Raw genomic sequence first — 16739 nt, forward strand, 5'->3', positions numbered from 1 at the left:
GTTTAGCGAATAACGGTTATGGTACCTTGTTTTAAGGTTTCAGTAGCGTTCTTGATTACATAGTAGTAAACCATGTTCTGTTGCGAAAAGCTGGTAGAGCTTTCTGGCCATGTGTTTTGATAATTGAATACATTAAGCACTTCGGCACCTTTGGCATTATAGATTATTACGTTAACGTCAGACTTGTTAGAGTACGAGTTAGGTATGATCCATTGATCATTGGCACCGTCTCCATTAGGTGTAATAACGTTTGGTATATTGAATAGGTCTAGGTAATCTGCGGTTATCTGTTTTACAACATTGCAATTGTCAATACTTGCTACGAGCGTATAATCACCTTCAGTGGTAAAAGTATACGAGTCTGAAGTGCTCACCTCGTTATTGGCGGCATCGTACCAAATGTATGATGTACCTCCCGTAGCGGTAACGGTTTTAGAACTTCCTTCGGGGAAGATTACGTCGCCATCTATACTTAATGTAATTAGATCTGGGTCTAAAGGAGCGATGGTAATCTCGTTTGAGATGGTTGGGCACTCACCTTTTCTAAGAACTAATCGGTAGGTACCTGGGGAGTTCGTCACTAAAGCCTGATCGCTAGAGTTTATCGCTTCGCCGTCACGCTCCCAGTCAAAGGTTTCACCGGTTAAGTCGGTCTCAGAGCTGATGATGATCAAATCATCAGAGCTGCAGTATACGGTGCTAGTACTCGTGATAATCAAAGAGCCACTACTTGCCAGTTGCAATGGAAGTGTATTGGAGGTAGAGGTCATGCTGGCATAGGTGCCCGTGACGGTATAACTTCCATTTTCATCACTATTGGTAAGACTTATGGCTCTTGCAGTTTCAGCACTTACATCGGCACCATCTTTCTGCCATTGGTAGCTAAATGAAGAGGCCACGTCATTGGTAACGTTTATTTCACTAGAATCTGCCAGTACAGCGTAAATAGCAGAAGTTTCTAGCACCATACTTGTTTCGTTGCACTCAGTATAATTGGTTGCGTAATCAATTTCCAGTCTAAATTCTGTTGGACTTATAACAGTAGTGGCTTCCGAATTAATAGTAGTTGATGAACATGCACCGCCCGTTTGGGTTACGGCCACATGGTAACTACCTTCAAGAGCCGCATTATAAGATGCCTGGGTAGCTCCATTTATTATAATGTTATTACGGTACCATTGGTAGGTAGGGCTATTGGCGTCTGTGCTAATACTTAAAGACTGCGTCTGGCTTGGCATAACCACCATATTTCCTTCATTTACCCTGTTTACTGTAAATGCCCCAGCATTGGTTATAGAAACTGGAGCAGAGGTCTCGGTACAAATACCGGAACCTTTTACTTGAACAGTATAGTCACCGGTAAAAGAAGGGTCATTGGTATTTATGGTATAGGTAAAGGCACCTACTTGTTCGGCTTGAACAATGGCACCATCTTTAAACCAAGTATATCTATAAGATGCATTTTGAACATTGGCCTCTAATGCTGGCGCTGCTTGACCAGCACATAATGATGTTGAGGGAGGGTTATTGATGGCTATACCAGTACTTGTACCAGTATTTATAATAATATGGTTCGATTCAGTGTTAGCGGATCCCGTACAATCTCCATAATCAATATAGACATAGTATTCTCCGTTTCCGCTGGTTTCTATTGATGGGCCGTTTCCGATAGGGGTACCGCTACGGTACCAAGCATACTGATAGGTATTTACTTCGCCGGCCGGTACGTTGTCAACTGATAGGGTAACGTTTCCGCCACCACATACCTGTAACGTTCCGGGTGTTGTTCCGTCGCCATCAGGGCTCATATGCAAATTGGTGGTAAAACCAAGGTAGTACATAGAGTAAGCTGCACTGGCAGGGCTAGTTGCGGCTGGGCTTGTGCTGCGTACCCTCATTTGATATCCTGCACCTTGAATGTTAGTGGGCAGGTTAAAACTGGTTTCAAACTCAGAGTTACCGTTCTGATCGGTAATTGTCGATAGTACGGTTGGCGAGGTAAAAGAACCAGAGGCATTGCTCAGTTCTAAAATGAACTGGTTGTCAGAGTTGGCAGTTCCGACCCAGTTGATGGTCACAAAATACTCATTATAGCTGGCAGAGGCGCAGGCCTTATCCCACGGGGAGTTTCCTCCGATGTTGGGGTTGTCTGCAGGCTCTGGGGCTTGTAGAGCGATAGTTTGTGCATTGAGTGTGTTGCTGCCCATTAGCATAAATGCCATGGCGAGCGCTGTTCCGGTAATTGTGAGTGCTTTTTTCATAAGTAGTCGTAGTTTTGGGTTACTACATGTTCGATGTCAGATTTGGGACGTGATCAACGAATCATAAACAAATATGCTACTTAATATACGCGTGAGGAATTTTATGTTGTATCACACCCCAAATGTGTTGTGAAAAAGCATCTAAGTGTAGGATTACTTTCTATTTTATCGGGTATTTTGGCATTTTAACTACCTTTGTACTCTTAAAAATCAATCTATGGGCGAGGCTTCAGAATCGTTGAATTTCATTGAGCATATTATTGAGGAAGACCTGAAAAATGGGTATTCCAAAGAAGATTTGAGGTTTCGTTTTCCGCCGGAACCAAATGGTTATTTGCATATTGGTCATGCAAGCTCGATTTGCTTGAATTTTGGTTTGGGTTTGCGCTACAATGCACCCGTCAATTTGCGATTTGATGACACCAACCCTGCTAAGGAAGAGCAGGAATATGTTGATGCGATAAAGAAGGATGTCGAATGGTTAGGATTTCAATGGGATACCGAAAGGTATGCTTCCGATTATTTTCAGCAGTTGTACGACTGGGCGGTCGATTTAATTAAGAATGGAAAAGCGTATGTGGATAGCCAATCTTCAGAAGATATGGCCTCACAGAAAGGAACACCTACACAACCTGGTATAGATAGTCCATATAGAAATAGATCCGTTGAAGAAAATCTAGCTTTGTTTCAAGAAATGAAGGATGGCAAGCACGAAGCTGGAGCGCATGTTCTAAGGGCCAAGATTAACATGTCATCATCTAATATGTTGATGCGAGACCCAATAATGTACCGAGTGTTACATAAAGCGCACCATCGTACTAATACCGATTGGTGTATTTATCCAATGTACGATTGGACACATGGTGAAAGCGACTACATCGAGCAGGTTTCGCATTCCCTTTGCACATTAGAGTTTGCCATGCATCGTGAACTTTATGATTGGTTTTTAGACCAGGTAATTGATAAAAGTAAATTACGCCCCAAACAACGTGAGTTCGCCCGTAGAAACCTCAGTCATACTGTAGTCAGTAAGCGAAAGTTGCTACAGCTAGTAGAGAGTGGTGTGGTCAACGGGTGGGATGATCCTCGAATGCCTACTATTTCAGGTTTGAGAAGAAGGGGGTATACCCCTAATTCCATTAAGAATTTTGCTGACACCATCGGTATAGCGAAACGAGAAAACTTGATTGATGTGTCGTTATTAGAGTTTCATGCCCGTGAAGATCTTAACAAAACCGCTCCTAGGGTTATGGGTGTTTTAAACCCATTGAAATTGGTCATCACTAATTATCCGGAGGATAAGGAAGAGTGGCTCGACATCGAAAACAACCCCGAAGATGAATCGGCTGGTTCTAGACAAATTCCCTTATCGCGGGAAATTTACATTGAGCAGGAAGATTTTAAAGAGGAGGCCAACAGAAAGTTTTTTAGACTGAAGTTAGGCGGTGAAGTTCGCCTGAAGAGCGGATATATCATAAAAGCAGAAAGCTGCACTAAAGATACCGATGGGAATATTATTGAGGTTCAATGCACTTATGACCCAAAGAGTAAGAGTGGTAGCGGGACAGAAGAGAGTTTAAGAAAAGTCAAAGGCACATTGCATTGGGTCTCGTGTAAACACGCTATCGAGGCAGAGGTTCGCTTATATGATAGACTTTTCACGAATGAAAGTCCGGACTCTCAAAAGGACAAAGACTTTATGGAATTTATAAACCCTAATTCTTTGGAGGTTATCACTGCTTTCGTTGAACCAAGCTTGCAAGAGTCTAGCCCTGGGGACAGATTTCAATTTCAACGAATGGGCTATTTTTGTGTAGATTCGGATTCAAGTGGTGAGAAGCTCGTATTTAATAAGACGGTTGGCTTACGAGATACTTGGGCAAAAATTCAGCAAAAATAATCTCGCCAAGTTCGCTCATTAAATCTATCGTTTGATACTTTCCAAACGGTTATAAGTTATTTCTTTTTCGAGCGTGTCCAACAATAGATATTTCTTATTTAAATTGAGGGCTTAAAGGGCTGTAAGAAGGCATTTCGTAAATCGAACGATATAAGAGTTGACTTTACTGGTTTTGGTGCAGTAGAGGCCTTTAAATTGGTTAAAACACTCTTAATTTACTTCAAAAGCTAATTTTTGCATTGATTGGGGTAAAGCAACCAGCCCTTCCACATTAATTTGGCTGTTCAATGGTTTCGATAGAAGAATATCCATTGAAAAAGTTAAGTATTCATTTAAAACCTAACAATTATGTCAAACGATAGTGGTAATATTTTATTAGCAGTTCTTACTGGAGCAATTATCGGTGCTGGTGCCGGAATTTTATATGCACCGGACAAAGGAGAGAAAACTCGTAAAAAAATAAAAAAGAACGCTCTTAAGACTAAGGAAGACATTACAAGTAGAATTAGTCAAGCTGCAGAGGAATTGACAAAAACTGCTGAAGAGAAGAAAATCGACTTTGAACAAAAGCTTGAAGATACCATTTCAAATATGAGCTATAAGGCTGATGATATCATCATGACTTTAGAAAAGAAGCTTGAAGATCTAAGAAAAAAGAATGCCCAACTTCAAAAGTAACCTATGGCTTTTGATGAATTAAAGGAAAACTTTACCGAGGCAGAGGCTAGCGCAAAGTCGTACCTTGAAAGCAGCCATCAGTTTTATAAACTGAAAGGTTTCAAGGTGATGATGAAGGCTATTGTGGTATTTGCTAAGATTGCTTCTGTTTCGGTAATGCTTGTTTTGGCCCTTTTGTTTTTATCAGCCAGTGCTGCATTTTGGGCCGGTGAGGCCTTGGGAAGCAATGCCTTGGGCTTTCTCATTGTCGGAGGATTTTATATTCTAATAGGAATTATAATCTACCTTCTAAGACATCACCTTAACAAACCATTACTTAAAAAGTTCTCTGAATTTTATTTTGATGAGATATGATACCTAAGAAATACACCTCTTTTAAAGAAATTGACCAAGACCTTAAAATATTAAAGCTACAGCAAGAAATTGAAAGGGAGAATATGAAACTTAGTTTCAATACTGCCAAAAGCAGTCTTTACCCAACTAACTTGCTCGGTGGCGTAGGGGGGGTGCTTCAAAAACTTATTATGTCATTAGTGGCGCGAAAGGTGATGAAGAAATTTCATTAACGACCTATATAAAATTAAAAGCCCGGTAAATCCGGGCTTTTTTTATTACATCATCCTATAAATTAAGATTTGTCTTTCTTCTCATTGGCCTCCTTCATCTTTTCGCCAATCATATTGCTTGCCGTAAACGATGCGACCATGTTATTAAGCATATCACTACCTGCTTGGGGCGAATTGGGCAAAAGTATTAAATTGGTGTTTGTTTCCTCTCCAATGGCCTGTAGCGTATCATAATGCTGGGTTACGACAATCAATGCTGATGCCTCTTGACTGTTAATGCCGACTTTGTTCAATACTTCTACCGATTCTTCCAACCCTCGAGCAATTTCCCTACGTTGGTCGGCAATACCTTGCCCTTGCAATCGCTTGCTCTCGGCCTCCGCCTTGGCCTTTTCTACAATTAGAATACGGGCAGCATCACCTTCGAATTGGGCAGCAATTTTTTCTCTTTCCGATGCATTTATACGGTTCATGGCGTTCTTTACCTGGGGGTCTGGATCAATGTCCGTAACCAACGTCTTAATGATATCGAAACCGTATTCGAACATGGCCTCTTGTAGCTCGGTCTTAACAGCTATGGCTATGTCGTCCTTTTTCACGAAAACATCATCAAGTTTCATTTTTGGCACCTCGGCACGTACCACATCAAAAACGTATGAAGTAATTTGTTCATGAGGGTATTCTAATTTGTAGAAGGCCTCATATACCTTGTCTTTAAGCACGACGTATTGTACCGATATTTTTAACTTAACAAATACATCATCCAAGGTTTTGGTTTCCACAATAACATCCAATTGCTGAATTTTAAGGCTTAGGCGCCCCGCAATTCGGTCAACTACCGGTATTTTCATTTGTAGGCCCGATGAGCGGATGCTATGAAATTTACCGAAGCGTTCGATAGCTACAGCCGTCTGCTGTTTGACGATGAAAAAGGAGGATAGCAAAATAACTATCCCAAAAAAGAGTATTGGAATAAAAATAAAAGAACCCATGATAGTGTGTTTAAAGTTGTTGAATGAAGATAACAAGTCTTCATCTAATCTGTAGCAACAATGATGAATTTGTTACAACGGACTAACGAAACACTACTTAAGAAATTGAATGTAATCACTTTACATTACAGGGTATCCAAAGCTTTTTTAATTCTTTTAATACTTTCCTCTTTGCCAATCATAGAGATAATATCAAATAGATGAGGGCCCTTCATATCACCTACGATGACCAAACGTAAAGGTGGCATAACCTTACCGAACGACAGCTCTTGCGAAGCAATCCAATCTTTTGTGGTAGATTCAATGGCTTCCGAATTAAAATCATCAGTGTTTTGATATAGGGATAAGAGCTCCCTCAATATCTTGGGCGTATCGTCTTTCCATTGTTTTTTTACGGCTTTCTCATTATACCCCTCGGGAGTTTGAAAGAAATAATCGGAAAGATTCCAAAAGTCAGAGACAAAAGTGGCCCGCTCTTTAATTAGGGAGACTACTTTTTCTACATATTCTTTTGACTTTCCGTTAAGTTTCTCATCTTCAATACCTTCTATAAATAGACGGGCTAAATCTCCATTGTCTGTTTCTTGAAGATAATGTTGATTATACCATTTGGTTTTGTCAGGATCAAAGCGAGCACCTGATTTATTCACGCGCTCTAAACTAAAAGATTGAACAAGTTCTTCTAAAGAAAATAGCTCTTGTTCCGTACCAGGGTTCCATCCTAAAAGGGCCAAGAAGTTAACGACCGCTTCCGGAAAGTAACCGGCCTCTTTATAACCTTCAGATTCATGCCAAGTTAGGGGAAAGACAGGAAAACCCATTTTCTCTCCATCACGTTTACTTAGCTTCCCTTTGCCCACGGGCTTCATAATTAGGGGCAAATGGGCAAATTGGGGTGCTTGCCATTCAAAAGCATCATACAGTTGTTGATGTAGGGCTAGAGAAGGCAGCCATTCTTCACCCCTTATCACATGGGTAATTTCCATTAAATGGTCATCAACTATGTTGGCGAGGTGATAGGTGGGCATGCCATCACTTTTAAAAAGCACTTTATCATCAAGCGTATTGGTGTCAATTTCGATCTCTCCACGAATACTATCGTTCAGAGACAGTTTCACGTCAGGAGGGGTTAAAAAACGAATCACATATTCCTCCCCTGAATTGATGCGCTTTTGAACCTCCTCAGGCATCAGGGAAAGAGAATTATCAAGTTTTAACCGATTGTGCCAATTATAAATAAAGGTTTTGCCTTTGCTTTCATGGTCTTTTCTATGATAGTCTAACTTTTCAGGGGTATCGAAGGCATAATAAGCTTTGCCTTTTTCGATTAAACGCTCGGCATACTGTCTATACAACGATTTTCGCTCACTTTGCCTATAAGGGCCGAACTTGCCTTCTTTGCCAGGGCCTTCGTCAAAAGGAATTCCACACCAGTTCAATGAATCGATGATATACTGTTCGGCTCCATCAACATATCTATTTTGATCGGTATCTTCTATACGCAAAATGAAGTCTCCACCGTTCTTTTTAGTAAATAGATAATTAAAAAGGGCTGTTCTTACACCGCCTATGTGTAAAGGTCCGGTTGGACTTGGTGCAAAGCGCACACGGGTTTTTGGGGCCATAATTTTATTTTGAGGAAGCAAAGATAGGCAATGGCCCAAATACATTAAAGTCTATAGGTGTCAAATGGTGTTATCGTAGCTCTTTGAGCCATAGTTGTTAAACCATTGATGGTCTAGTTTTTGCATATCTTTGTTAAGGCGATGAGAAGTTATTCGAACATAATAGAGAAGTTAAAGGCATTCAGTAATAAGTATTATAAAAAAATGCTCCTGAAAGGTGTCATTCTATTTTTGACATTCGGCCTTTTATTTTTGTTCGTAGTTCTTTCCTTAGAATATTTTCTGTGGCTTCAACCCACATGGCGCCTTATTTTATTTGTGCTATTCATAGCTGTTGAGTTATTTCTGTTGTATCGCTACATTTTTGTTCCACTATTGTTCTTGTTTAGAATTAAAAGGGGTATTACGAATAAGGAAGCATCCTTACTGATAGGAAAGCATTTTCCTGAGGTAGGTGATAAGTTGGCCAATCTCCTTGATTTAGCCAATGATGATAAGAAATCTGAGTTGGTGGTGGCCAGTATAGAACAGCGTTCCAAAAACCTGAACCCTGTACCTTTTGGCAATGCCATTAATTTTACTGATAACCTGAAATACACTAAATATCTAGCTATTCCGGTTGTAATCTTTTTACTTATCTGGGTTAGCGGTAATCTGAGCCCTTTTTTTGGATCGGCAAATAGAGTTGTCAATTACAAAATGGCCTATGAACCTCCGGCACCATTCTCCTTTCAGATAATCAATGAATCACTAGATGTACTGGATAATCAAAGTTTGACCATTGAGGCAGTAACCATAGGTGATGTACAACCTGAGCAAGTAATTATTTCGCTTGACGGAACCGATTACTTTATGAAAAAGGAAAACGGTCGGTATGTTTATTCGATGGACCCGCCCTTTTCTTCCTTAGATTTTCGCTTAAGCGCTAATGGTGTTTATTCTAAGGCTTATTCTATCAATGTTAGGGAAACACCGGTATTAGAGGATTTCACGATGGTTCTCGATTTTCCTAGGTACTTAGGAAAGGCTAAAGAGTCGGTAAATGGCACTGGTAATGCTACCATTCCTGAGGGGACTAAGGTTTCTTGGTCGGTAAGCACCAAGAATACCGAAAAGGTGGAATTTTCAACTAGAGATACTATTCTTGCGTTCGATAAGATTCGGGAGAAGTTCGACCTTTCCAAGCGTATATATTCTAACCTCTCCTACGAAATAACCTCTTCTAACAGACACGTAGCTAATTTTGAGAAATTAGCCTATCGCTTTACTGTGATTAAAGATTTATCTCCGACTATTTCGGTCAAGGAAGTAAAAGATAGTCTTGACCATAATGTGGCCTACTACACCGGTGAAGCCAGCGACGATTATAAACTGAACAGTATAAAACTGGTCGTTTACCCTCTCACTAACCCTGATAAAGAGCAAGTAATAGAGGTTTTTTCAGGGTCTTCTGGTTTCGAGCAGTTCTATTATACTTTTCCTTCAGGCCTCCAATTAGAGCCAGGAGAAGATTATGAGTATTATTTTGCAGCAACTGACAATGATGCCCTAAAGGGTGGTAAAACAGTTAAGAGCCGTCTCTTTTCGATGCGTCTTTTAAGTGACGATCAACTGAGAAATGAAGACTTAAAAGCTCAGCAATCTTTGATTAGCAATTTAGACCGGTCTTTAGAAAAGGCAAAAGACCAAAAAGAACAGCTTCAAGATATCAATGAAGGTCAAAAAGAGAAGACCGAATTGAATTTTAATGACCAAAACCAGGTTAAAGATTTTATTAGAAGGCAAGAACAGCAGGAGCAACAAATGGAGAAATTCAGCAAAAAGCTGAATGATAACCTTAATAAATCGGATAATGATGACCCAATGAAGCGGCTACTTCAAGAGCGCTTGGAAAGACAGGAATTGGAGGCCAAAAAGAATCAGAAGCTGTTAGAGGAGCTCGACAAAATTGCCAGTAAAATCAAAAAGGATGAATTGAATAAGCGTTTAGAAGACCTGGCAAAGAAGCAGCAGAACAATGAACGTAACCTAGAGCAGTTGGTCGAGCTTATGAAGAGATACTATGTGGGGGAGAAGGCCAAGCAGTTGGCTGAGCAGTTGATAGTAGAGGCGAGAAAGCAAGAGCTGTTATCTAAGCTAAATATCGGGGATACCCTATCTCCGCAAGAGCAGAAGAAGCTTAATGAAAATTTCGCAAAACTGGCAGAGGAACTATTAGAATGGGATAAGGATAATGCCAAATTGAAGAAGCCTTATGCATCAGAAAAGAAGGATAGTGAGATTGAATCAATAAAGAAGGACCAGAATGACGCTTTAGATGAAATTAATAAGCATCAAGGTGCTGAACAATCTTCTTCAAAAGACAAAGAGGAAGAATCTAATAGCAAGACTAAACAAAAACAAAAGTCTGCGGCCGGCAAGATGAATAAAATGGCACAGTCTTTAAGCCAATCGTCAATGGCTGGCGGTAGTGAGTCTTCAGATACTGAAGATGCCGAGATGCTGCGACAAATTTTAGATAATCTAGTTACTTTTTCCTTCAAGCAAGAATCACTTTATGACAAATTAGAGGGTACAGATGCTGATAACGCTCAATTTTCCAATAGCATTAAAGAGCAACAAGGCTTACGCGACTTGTTTGAACATGTAGACGACAGCATATTTGCCCTTTCGTTACGCAGGGCCGAGTTGTCAGAATTTGTAAATGAACAAATAACCGAGGTTTATTATAATATTGATAAATCACTTGAAAGTATAGCCGAGAATCAGATTTATCAAGGGGCATCGTATCAGAAATACGTTCTTAATGCCTCCAATAGCTTGGCTGATTTCTTGGCGCGTATTCTTGACAATATGCAGCAAAGCATGATGGGAGGTCAAGGGGAAGGACAAGGACAGGATAAAGGCTTTCAGTTGCCCGATATCATACAGAGCCAACAGGAATTGAAGGAGAAGATGGAAGGACAAGGGAGTGGAGAACAAAAGAGGCAGGAGAATGGTCAAGGCCAACAACAGGGGCAGGGGACCAAGGGCGAACAGGGAAATGCGGCTGGTGAGAAGTCTGGAGGTCAGCAATCAGGTGAGGCAGAGGGAGAAGATGGTCAACAGGGAAGTCAAGGTGGTCAAGGCAACAAAGGCAAGGGCGATGGAGAGAATGGTGTGGGATCAGGAAGTAGTGAGGCTGAATTACAAGAAATCTACGAGATTTATAAAGAACAACAGCAAATTAGGCAAAGGCTTGAATCTCAATTGAACGATTTAATGAACGAAGGAGATAGAAAGTTGGGTGATAAGTTGGCAAAGCAAATGGAGGATTTTGAAAATGATTTATTGGAGAATGGTATAACCAATAGAGGGTTGTCTAAAATGAACAATATACAGCATCAGCTTCTAAAACTGGAGAATGCTGTAATGAAGCAGGGCAAGAAGCCTCAGCGCGAGAGTAGTAGCAATACAAAATCTTATGTAAACCCCATAATTACTAAACCCTCATTTTTAGATAATTATAACAATGAAATAGAAATTTTAAATCGACAAGCCTTACCTTTGCGCCAAAATTTTCAAAATCGCGTAAAGAGCTATTTTAAGGGTAATGATTGAATTTCATTTCGAGATAGATTTTGAGTTAGATGAATCGAAGTATTCCGATTGGTTAACTAGGATTTGTCAGTCTGAGAAATCCACCGTTGGAGACTTAAATTATATTTTTTGTACCGACGAGTATCTGCTCGATATTAATCAAAAATATCTGAGCCATGATACGTTCACAGATATTATCACATTTGATTACTGCGAAGGGGATAGTGTGAGTGGAGACGTTTTTATATCTGTAGATAGGGTAAAGGATAACGCAGTCGACTTTAAGGTTTCATTTGACCAAGAGCTTAATAGAGTGATGGCTCATGGAGTTTTACATTTGTTAGGCTTCAAAGACAAAAGTGCTGAAGATGCTGTGTTGATGAGAAGAAAGGAAAATGAGAAAATGGAAATGTTCCACGTGGAACATTAAATTATAACGACCTTTTTATGTTTAGTGATTTATATGATGTTGTAGTAGTGGGTGGAGGTCACGCCGGTGCAGAGGCCGCCGCCGCCGCCGCCAATATGGGTTCAAAGACGTTGCTTGTAACGATGAATCTTCAAACCATTGGGCAGATGTCTTGCAATCCTGCCATGGGTGGAATTGCCAAGGGCCAGATTGTTCGTGAGATTGATGCGCTTGGTGGTTATAGTGGAATTGTAAGTGATAAGTCGGCCATTCAGTTTAAGATGCTGAATAAATCAAAAGGTCCCGCTATGTGGAGCCCAAGATCTCAGAATGATAGAATGCGTTTTGCTGAGGAATGGAGGTTGGCACTGGAAGGCATACCCAATTTGGATTTTTATCAGGAGATGGTGAGCGGTTTGATAATTAGTGAAGGCCGCATTTCTGGAGTTCGCACTTCTTTGGGAATAGAAATTAAAGCCAAATCCGTGGTGCTAACTAACGGCACGTTTTTAAATGGTTTAATTCACATTGGCGAAAAGCAATTCGGTGGCGGTAGGGCAGGAGAAAGAGCTGCTACAGGCATTACCGAAGAGTTGGTTTCTTTGGGTTTTGAGTCTGGTAGAATGAAAACCGGTACGCCGCCTAGAGTTGATGGTCGTTCTCTTGATTATAGCGTGATGATTCCACAGCCAGGAGATGAAAATCCCGAAAAATTTTCCTATTTGAATACTCCGGTTTTATCCCGTCAGCGGGATTGTTTTATGACCCATACGAGTTCTCACGTACACGAACTGTTACGTGAGGGTTTTGATAGATCACCCATGTTCAATGGCAGAATTAAGAGTATAGGGCCTCGTTATTGTCCTTCCATAGAAGATAAAATTAACCGGTTCGCAGATAAAGATAGCCACCAGATATTTGTAGAACCAGAAGGATGGGATACGGTGGAAGTTTATGTAAATGGGTTCTCGACTTCACTTCCAGAAGATGTTCAGTTCAAGGCATTGCGGTCCGTCAAAGGCTTTGAAAACGTAAAGTTTTTTAGACCAGGGTATGCCATTGAATACGATTATTTCCCACCTACACAGCTTAAACATACGCTAGAAACTAAATTAGTTGAAAATCTTTATTTCGCTGGTCAAATAAATGGCACAACGGGATACGAGGAAGCAGCTTCCCAGGGTTTGATGGCAGGTATCAATGCGCATTTAAAAATCAATGAAAAGGAGGCTTTTATTCTCAATAGGGATGAAGCCTATATTGGCGTTTTAATTGACGATTTAATAACCAAGGGCACAGAGGAGCCTTATCGCATGTTCACTTCTAGAGCTGAATATCGTACACTTTTAAGGCAGGATAATGCAGATTTACGGTTGACTCCTAAGAGTTATGAATTGGGATTGGCAGGTGAAGAGCGGTTAAAACGAATGGAGGATAAGCTTTCTAAATCGGAATCTTTTCTGAATTTTTTCAGGGAAACTAGCTTTGACCCGAGTGAAATGAATCCGATTTTAGAGAGAGTAGATTCGTCATTGGTAAAGCAGTCCGATAAGATGTTCAAGGTTTTCAGTAGGCCTCAGGTTTCAATGGATCACATGCTAGAACTTGAAGAGGTTGCGACCTTCGTTGAAGAAAATGGGTTGGATCGTGAGGTTCTTGAACAGACCGAAATTCAGGTCAAATACTCGGGTTATATTGAAAAGGAAAAGTCGAACGCCGATAAACTTCAAAGACTCGAAAATGTACGAATACCTGATGGTTTTGACTATTCGAAATTGAAATCTCTCTCTTTTGAGGCTCGTGAAAAGTTAAGCTCTATTAGGCCGGTTACCATAGCGCAAGCTTCCCGGGTTAGTGGTGTTAATCCCTCGGACATTAGTGTTCTTTTAGTTCATTTGGGGCGTTAATGAAGAGTGTTGTTCTTAAGCAGAAAAAGCCGTTTTTGGCTAAGTTGTTAGGGGTGTTTTTTCTGGGCCTAACCGTGTACTATTTGATCAATCAAAACGCTCCTATTGCTCAACTTCTATTTATGCCTATCTTGGGTTTTGTGCTACTAGGATATTCCGTGACTTTTGAAATTTCGTCGACATCAACCTCAAAAAGGCAGTTGCGTTTGTATGGATTTGTAGTGTGGAGCAGTGAGCTGAAGTATGTAAGACCTGAGTATGTTTCTGTCTTTTCTTTAAGGTCGGGCGTGCAGTCTGATTGGGGCCCAGTTGCTGCGATTGGTAGACGTACTTCTGCAAATGAATTTGTCGTCAGATTCTTTAGTGGCAATAGTCATTTTACTGTTATGCGCACCTCAAATCAGGGCTTGGCCAGAGCAGAGGGGAGGGAATTAGCGGACATGTTTTCGGTAGAATTGTTGGATAAATCTTAGGAGTGTTCCACGTGGAACGTCATTAAAAAACACGTTTGTTTTCGGGAGGGGATTTTCAGAAGACACTAAACAAATGTTGATTTTAGAAATCAGTTGGCGCAATTTTTGTGTTGCTTTTGAGAGCTATTCTAAAACATATGACCCGAACTATAATTGCAATTACCGCCTTTTTTCTATTTAGTTCTTGTGTGCCAGTTCGTATTGCACCCAGTATTCAAGATTATAAAGTGATGAAAGGAAGGCGATTTAAAAAGGGGCTGTCTAAGCGTTATTTTTTCATTTTTGAAGACCCTAAAGAAGCCAATCAATTCTACAATTATGTCAACACAAAATTTGAACTGCAACATCAAAATGTTTACGATGATATTCCCTTCAAGGTGGATGGTGAACAATTCTTTTTTGCGTTTTATGAAGTAAACATTCCTAATAAAACATTGAATTTTGGGCCGGCAATTTTCAATTCTGTGGTCAGTAGTGCTTTGAATTATGATGACGAGCATGAATTTATTTCTGGGAACCATGTTACCCGTAATGAGAATTGGTATGTAGCTTTAGAGGTTTATAGTGATTTAGAGAAGGACTGTCTAAATCCGAATTCGCTTTCAAAGGAATATGTTTTGACCTATCTTCGATACCTCAAAAAAGAATACCTGACCACTCACAACTATAATGAAACCTTATTTAAAAACTAAGGATTTTTCCGTTACCGGAGAAAGCTTTGAATTACTTCACGATTCTGAACTGGATATGTTGGTGACGCATCCGAAGCCCAAGAATTTAGATGTGTATTATGCCAGTAAAGAATATATCTCGCACACAGATTCAAACGAAAGTTTTGTTGATCAAGTTTATCAGCTCGTTAAGAAATTCAGTCTTCGTTCAAAACTAAGCTTAGTCTCAAAATACGCCAACAACAATAAATCACTTTTAGATATTGGAGCTGGTACGGGTGATTTTGCACTTACGGCTAAAAGAAGCGGATGGTCGGCTTTTGGTGTAGAGCCTAATGTCGATGCCAGATTACGATCGCGCGAAAAAAGAATGGAACTCGTATCTGATATAAGTGAACTGCCCAAAAGAAGATATCAGGTAATTACTCTTTGGCATGTACTTGAACATTTACCGAATCTCGAATCTGATATTGCCCGGATTAAAAACTTGTTGGAGGATGATGGAACTTTAGTCATAGCAGTTCCTAATTTCAAATCTAGAGATGCAGAGCATTACCAAGAGCATTGGGCAGCATATGATGTGCCAAGACACTTATGGCATTTTTCCGCTACTGCCATTGAAAGACTTTTTCAGAAACATGAAATGCAATTGATCAAAAAGCGACCTATGTGGTTCGACGCCTTTTATGTTTCCCTACTCTCTGAAAAATATCAATCGGGCAAGCAAAATTTGGTGAAGGCATTCTTTCAAGGTCTAAAATCAAATTGGCAGGGAATTCGAACCGGAGAATTCTCTTCTATGATATATATTCTTCAAAAATCATAGAACAACCTAAGAGCAGGCCAAAATTCATTATTAGGACCAAGAGCGCTTCCTTTTGGCGCAACTGACTTACGGTCTTATTTTTAAATTAGGCTTTCTTAGAAGGGTTTAAAACGCTTTAATTCTAATAGTTTTTGTCGATTTTAAAATTGTTGTTCAATAATCATTTTCTATTCAAAGTAATTTCCTGATTTTAAATAGTCAAATCAACCTGTATCATTTAAATGCTTTAGTCTTTGATTAAAAAAGCTTTTCTATTTTTGCGCATCTTATGAAACAACTAATAAACTATTTAAATAGAATCACTAGTAGCATGAAAAAATTATTTTTAGGAATATTGGTATTAGGAGCGGTGGCCTGTAAAGAACAAAAAATCGGTTACGTTGATAACGTCAAGTTGATGGAAGAATATCAAGAGAAAATCGATATCGAAGCGTCTTTCAATACCAAAGTAGAGGCACTGGGAAAAAAGAGAGATAGTATTTCGCAAGCTTTTCAGATGGAGGCCCAGGCTTTTCAACAAAAGGCCCAAAAACTTTCTCAACAGAAGGCTCAAGAAGAATACGGCTTAATGCAACAAAAAGGGCAACAGATCGGTCAGCAACTTCAAATGGAAGATCAAAAGCTACAGGCAGAAGGCCAAACGCAAATGGATAGTGTCGTGAACAAGGTTAAGAAAGAAATAAAAGCGTACGGCAAAGCCAATGGTTACACCTACATTTTAGGTGGGGGCGATGGCGGAAGCGTTCTGTATGGCACAGAAGCAAACGATCTAACCGATGAAATCGTAAAGATCTTAAACGATAATTACAAGAAGTAACAGATATCGTTATTCGAACGGAGCTCCTCAAGCGA

14 protein-coding genes are annotated in these 16739 nt (G+C 40.0%); 11 read left to right on the forward strand and 3 right to left on the reverse strand.

Annotated elements, in window-relative coordinates; translation table 11 throughout:
- Positions 1-2 precede the first annotated feature (2 nt).
- Positions 3-2261: a T9SS type B sorting domain-containing protein gene (locus D1013_RS01015; protein ID WP_225621382.1), complete on the reverse strand. Its 2259-nt coding sequence runs from the start codon at positions 2259-2261 to the stop codon at positions 3-5.
- Positions 2262-2478: 217 nt separating this feature from the next.
- On the opposite strand from D1013_RS01015, the gene D1013_RS01020 reads away from it, so the two are divergent.
- The 4 genes from D1013_RS01020 (at position 2479) to D1013_RS01035 (ending at position 5405) form a co-directional block, all read left to right on the forward strand.
- Positions 2479-4161 (forward strand): glutamine--tRNA ligase/YqeY domain fusion protein, encoded by a 1683-nt coding sequence (locus D1013_RS01020; RefSeq protein ID WP_121847114.1) that lies wholly within the window; start codon positions 2479-2481, stop codon positions 4159-4161.
- Between the two features lie 348 nt (positions 4162-4509).
- Positions 4510-4839 carry a YtxH domain-containing protein gene (locus D1013_RS01025; protein WP_121847115.1) on the forward strand — a complete coding sequence of 110 codons (330 nt, stop codon included), beginning with the start codon at positions 4510-4512 and terminating at the stop codon, positions 4837-4839.
- A gap of 3 nt (positions 4840-4842) precedes the next feature.
- Positions 4843-5193 (forward strand): hypothetical protein, encoded by a 351-nt coding sequence (locus tag D1013_RS01030; RefSeq protein ID WP_121847116.1) that lies wholly within the window; start codon positions 4843-4845, stop codon positions 5191-5193.
- Positions 5190-5405 (forward strand): DUF6327 family protein, encoded by a 216-nt coding sequence (locus D1013_RS01035; RefSeq protein WP_162987769.1) that lies wholly within the window; start codon positions 5190-5192, stop codon positions 5403-5405. The genes D1013_RS01030 and D1013_RS01035 overlap by 4 nt, the downstream gene beginning before the upstream one ends.
- 62 nt (positions 5406-5467) lie before the next feature.
- Here D1013_RS01035 and D1013_RS01040 read toward each other — a convergent pair whose 3' ends face one another.
- The gene (locus tag D1013_RS01040; protein ID WP_121847117.1) at positions 5468-6397 is read right to left on the reverse strand and encodes an SPFH domain-containing protein; all 930 of its coding nucleotides are present in this window, start codon (positions 6395-6397) and stop codon (positions 5468-5470) included.
- A gap of 125 nt (positions 6398-6522) precedes the next feature.
- The gene (gene gltX, locus D1013_RS01045; protein WP_121850546.1) at positions 6523-8022 is read right to left on the reverse strand and encodes a glutamate--tRNA ligase; all 1500 of its coding nucleotides are present in this window, start codon (positions 8020-8022) and stop codon (positions 6523-6525) included.
- A gap of 204 nt (positions 8023-8226) precedes the next feature.
- On the opposite strand from gltX, the gene D1013_RS01050 reads away from it, so the two are divergent.
- From D1013_RS01050 to D1013_RS01080, 7 genes are all read left to right on the forward strand, one after another.
- Positions 8227-11622, forward strand: coding sequence for a hypothetical protein (locus tag D1013_RS01050; RefSeq protein WP_225621381.1), 3396 nt, complete (start codon positions 8227-8229; stop codon positions 11620-11622).
- Positions 11615-12031: an rRNA maturation RNase YbeY gene (ybeY, locus tag D1013_RS01055; RefSeq protein WP_121847119.1), complete on the forward strand. Its 417-nt coding sequence runs from the start codon at positions 11615-11617 to the stop codon at positions 12029-12031. The genes D1013_RS01050 and ybeY overlap by 8 nt, the downstream gene beginning before the upstream one ends.
- A 17-nt stretch (positions 12032-12048) precedes the next feature.
- Positions 12049-13917: a tRNA uridine-5-carboxymethylaminomethyl(34) synthesis enzyme MnmG gene (gene mnmG / locus D1013_RS01060; RefSeq protein WP_121847120.1), complete on the forward strand. Its 1869-nt coding sequence runs from the start codon at positions 12049-12051 to the stop codon at positions 13915-13917.
- Complete coding sequence (locus tag D1013_RS01065; protein ID WP_121847121.1) at positions 13917-14390, forward strand: hypothetical protein; 474 nt, start codon at positions 13917-13919, stop codon at positions 14388-14390. Before mnmG ends, D1013_RS01065 begins: the two co-directional genes overlap by 1 nt.
- Before the next feature lie 137 nt (positions 14391-14527).
- Positions 14528-15082 carry a hypothetical protein gene (locus D1013_RS01070; protein ID WP_121847122.1) on the forward strand — a complete coding sequence of 185 codons (555 nt, stop codon included), beginning with the start codon at positions 14528-14530 and terminating at the stop codon, positions 15080-15082.
- Positions 15060-15887: a class I SAM-dependent methyltransferase gene (locus D1013_RS01075; protein ID WP_121847123.1), complete on the forward strand. Its 828-nt coding sequence runs from the start codon at positions 15060-15062 to the stop codon at positions 15885-15887. Before D1013_RS01070 ends, D1013_RS01075 begins: the two co-directional genes overlap by 23 nt.
- A gap of 310 nt (positions 15888-16197) precedes the next feature.
- Positions 16198-16704, forward strand: coding sequence for an OmpH/Skp family outer membrane protein (locus D1013_RS01080; protein ID WP_121847124.1), 507 nt, complete (start codon positions 16198-16200; stop codon positions 16702-16704).
- The last annotated feature ends 35 nt before the right edge of the window (positions 16705-16739 follow it).

Origin of the sequence: Euzebyella marina, from assembly GCF_003687485.1 — a bacterium.
Lineage (GTDB): Bacteria > Bacteroidota > Bacteroidia > Flavobacteriales > Flavobacteriaceae > Euzebyella > Euzebyella marina.

Bases quoted from the DNA above. Each gene is read 5' to 3' on its own strand.
- D1013_RS01015 (WP_225621382.1), bottom strand. From the start codon at position 2,261: ATGAAAAAAGCACTCACAATTACCGGAACAGCGCTCGCCATGGCATTT.
- D1013_RS01020 (WP_121847114.1), top strand. From the start codon at position 2,479: ATGGGCGAGGCTTCAGAATCGTTGAATTTCATTGAGCATATTATTGAG.
- D1013_RS01025 (WP_121847115.1), top strand. From the start codon at position 4,510: ATGTCAAACGATAGTGGTAATATTTTATTAGCAGTTCTTACTGGAGCA.
- D1013_RS01030 (WP_121847116.1), top strand. From the start codon at position 4,843: ATGGCTTTTGATGAATTAAAGGAAAACTTTACCGAGGCAGAGGCTAGC.
- D1013_RS01035 (WP_162987769.1), top strand. From the start codon at position 5,190: ATGATACCTAAGAAATACACCTCTTTTAAAGAAATTGACCAAGACCTT.
- D1013_RS01040 (WP_121847117.1), bottom strand. From the start codon at position 6,397: ATGGGTTCTTTTATTTTTATTCCAATACTCTTTTTTGGGATAGTTATT.
- gltX (WP_121850546.1), bottom strand. From the start codon at position 8,022: ATGGCCCCAAAAACCCGTGTGCGCTTTGCACCAAGTCCAACCGGACCT.
- D1013_RS01050 (WP_225621381.1), top strand. From the start codon at position 8,227: ATGCTCCTGAAAGGTGTCATTCTATTTTTGACATTCGGCCTTTTATTT.
- ybeY (WP_121847119.1), top strand. From the start codon at position 11,615: ATGATTGAATTTCATTTCGAGATAGATTTTGAGTTAGATGAATCGAAG.
- mnmG (WP_121847120.1), top strand. From the start codon at position 12,049: ATGTTTAGTGATTTATATGATGTTGTAGTAGTGGGTGGAGGTCACGCC.
- D1013_RS01065 (WP_121847121.1), top strand. From the start codon at position 13,917: ATGAAGAGTGTTGTTCTTAAGCAGAAAAAGCCGTTTTTGGCTAAGTTG.
- D1013_RS01070 (WP_121847122.1), top strand. From the start codon at position 14,528: ATGACCCGAACTATAATTGCAATTACCGCCTTTTTTCTATTTAGTTCT.
- D1013_RS01075 (WP_121847123.1), top strand. From the start codon at position 15,060: ATGAAACCTTATTTAAAAACTAAGGATTTTTCCGTTACCGGAGAAAGC.
- D1013_RS01080 (WP_121847124.1), top strand. From the start codon at position 16,198: ATGAAAAAATTATTTTTAGGAATATTGGTATTAGGAGCGGTGGCCTGT.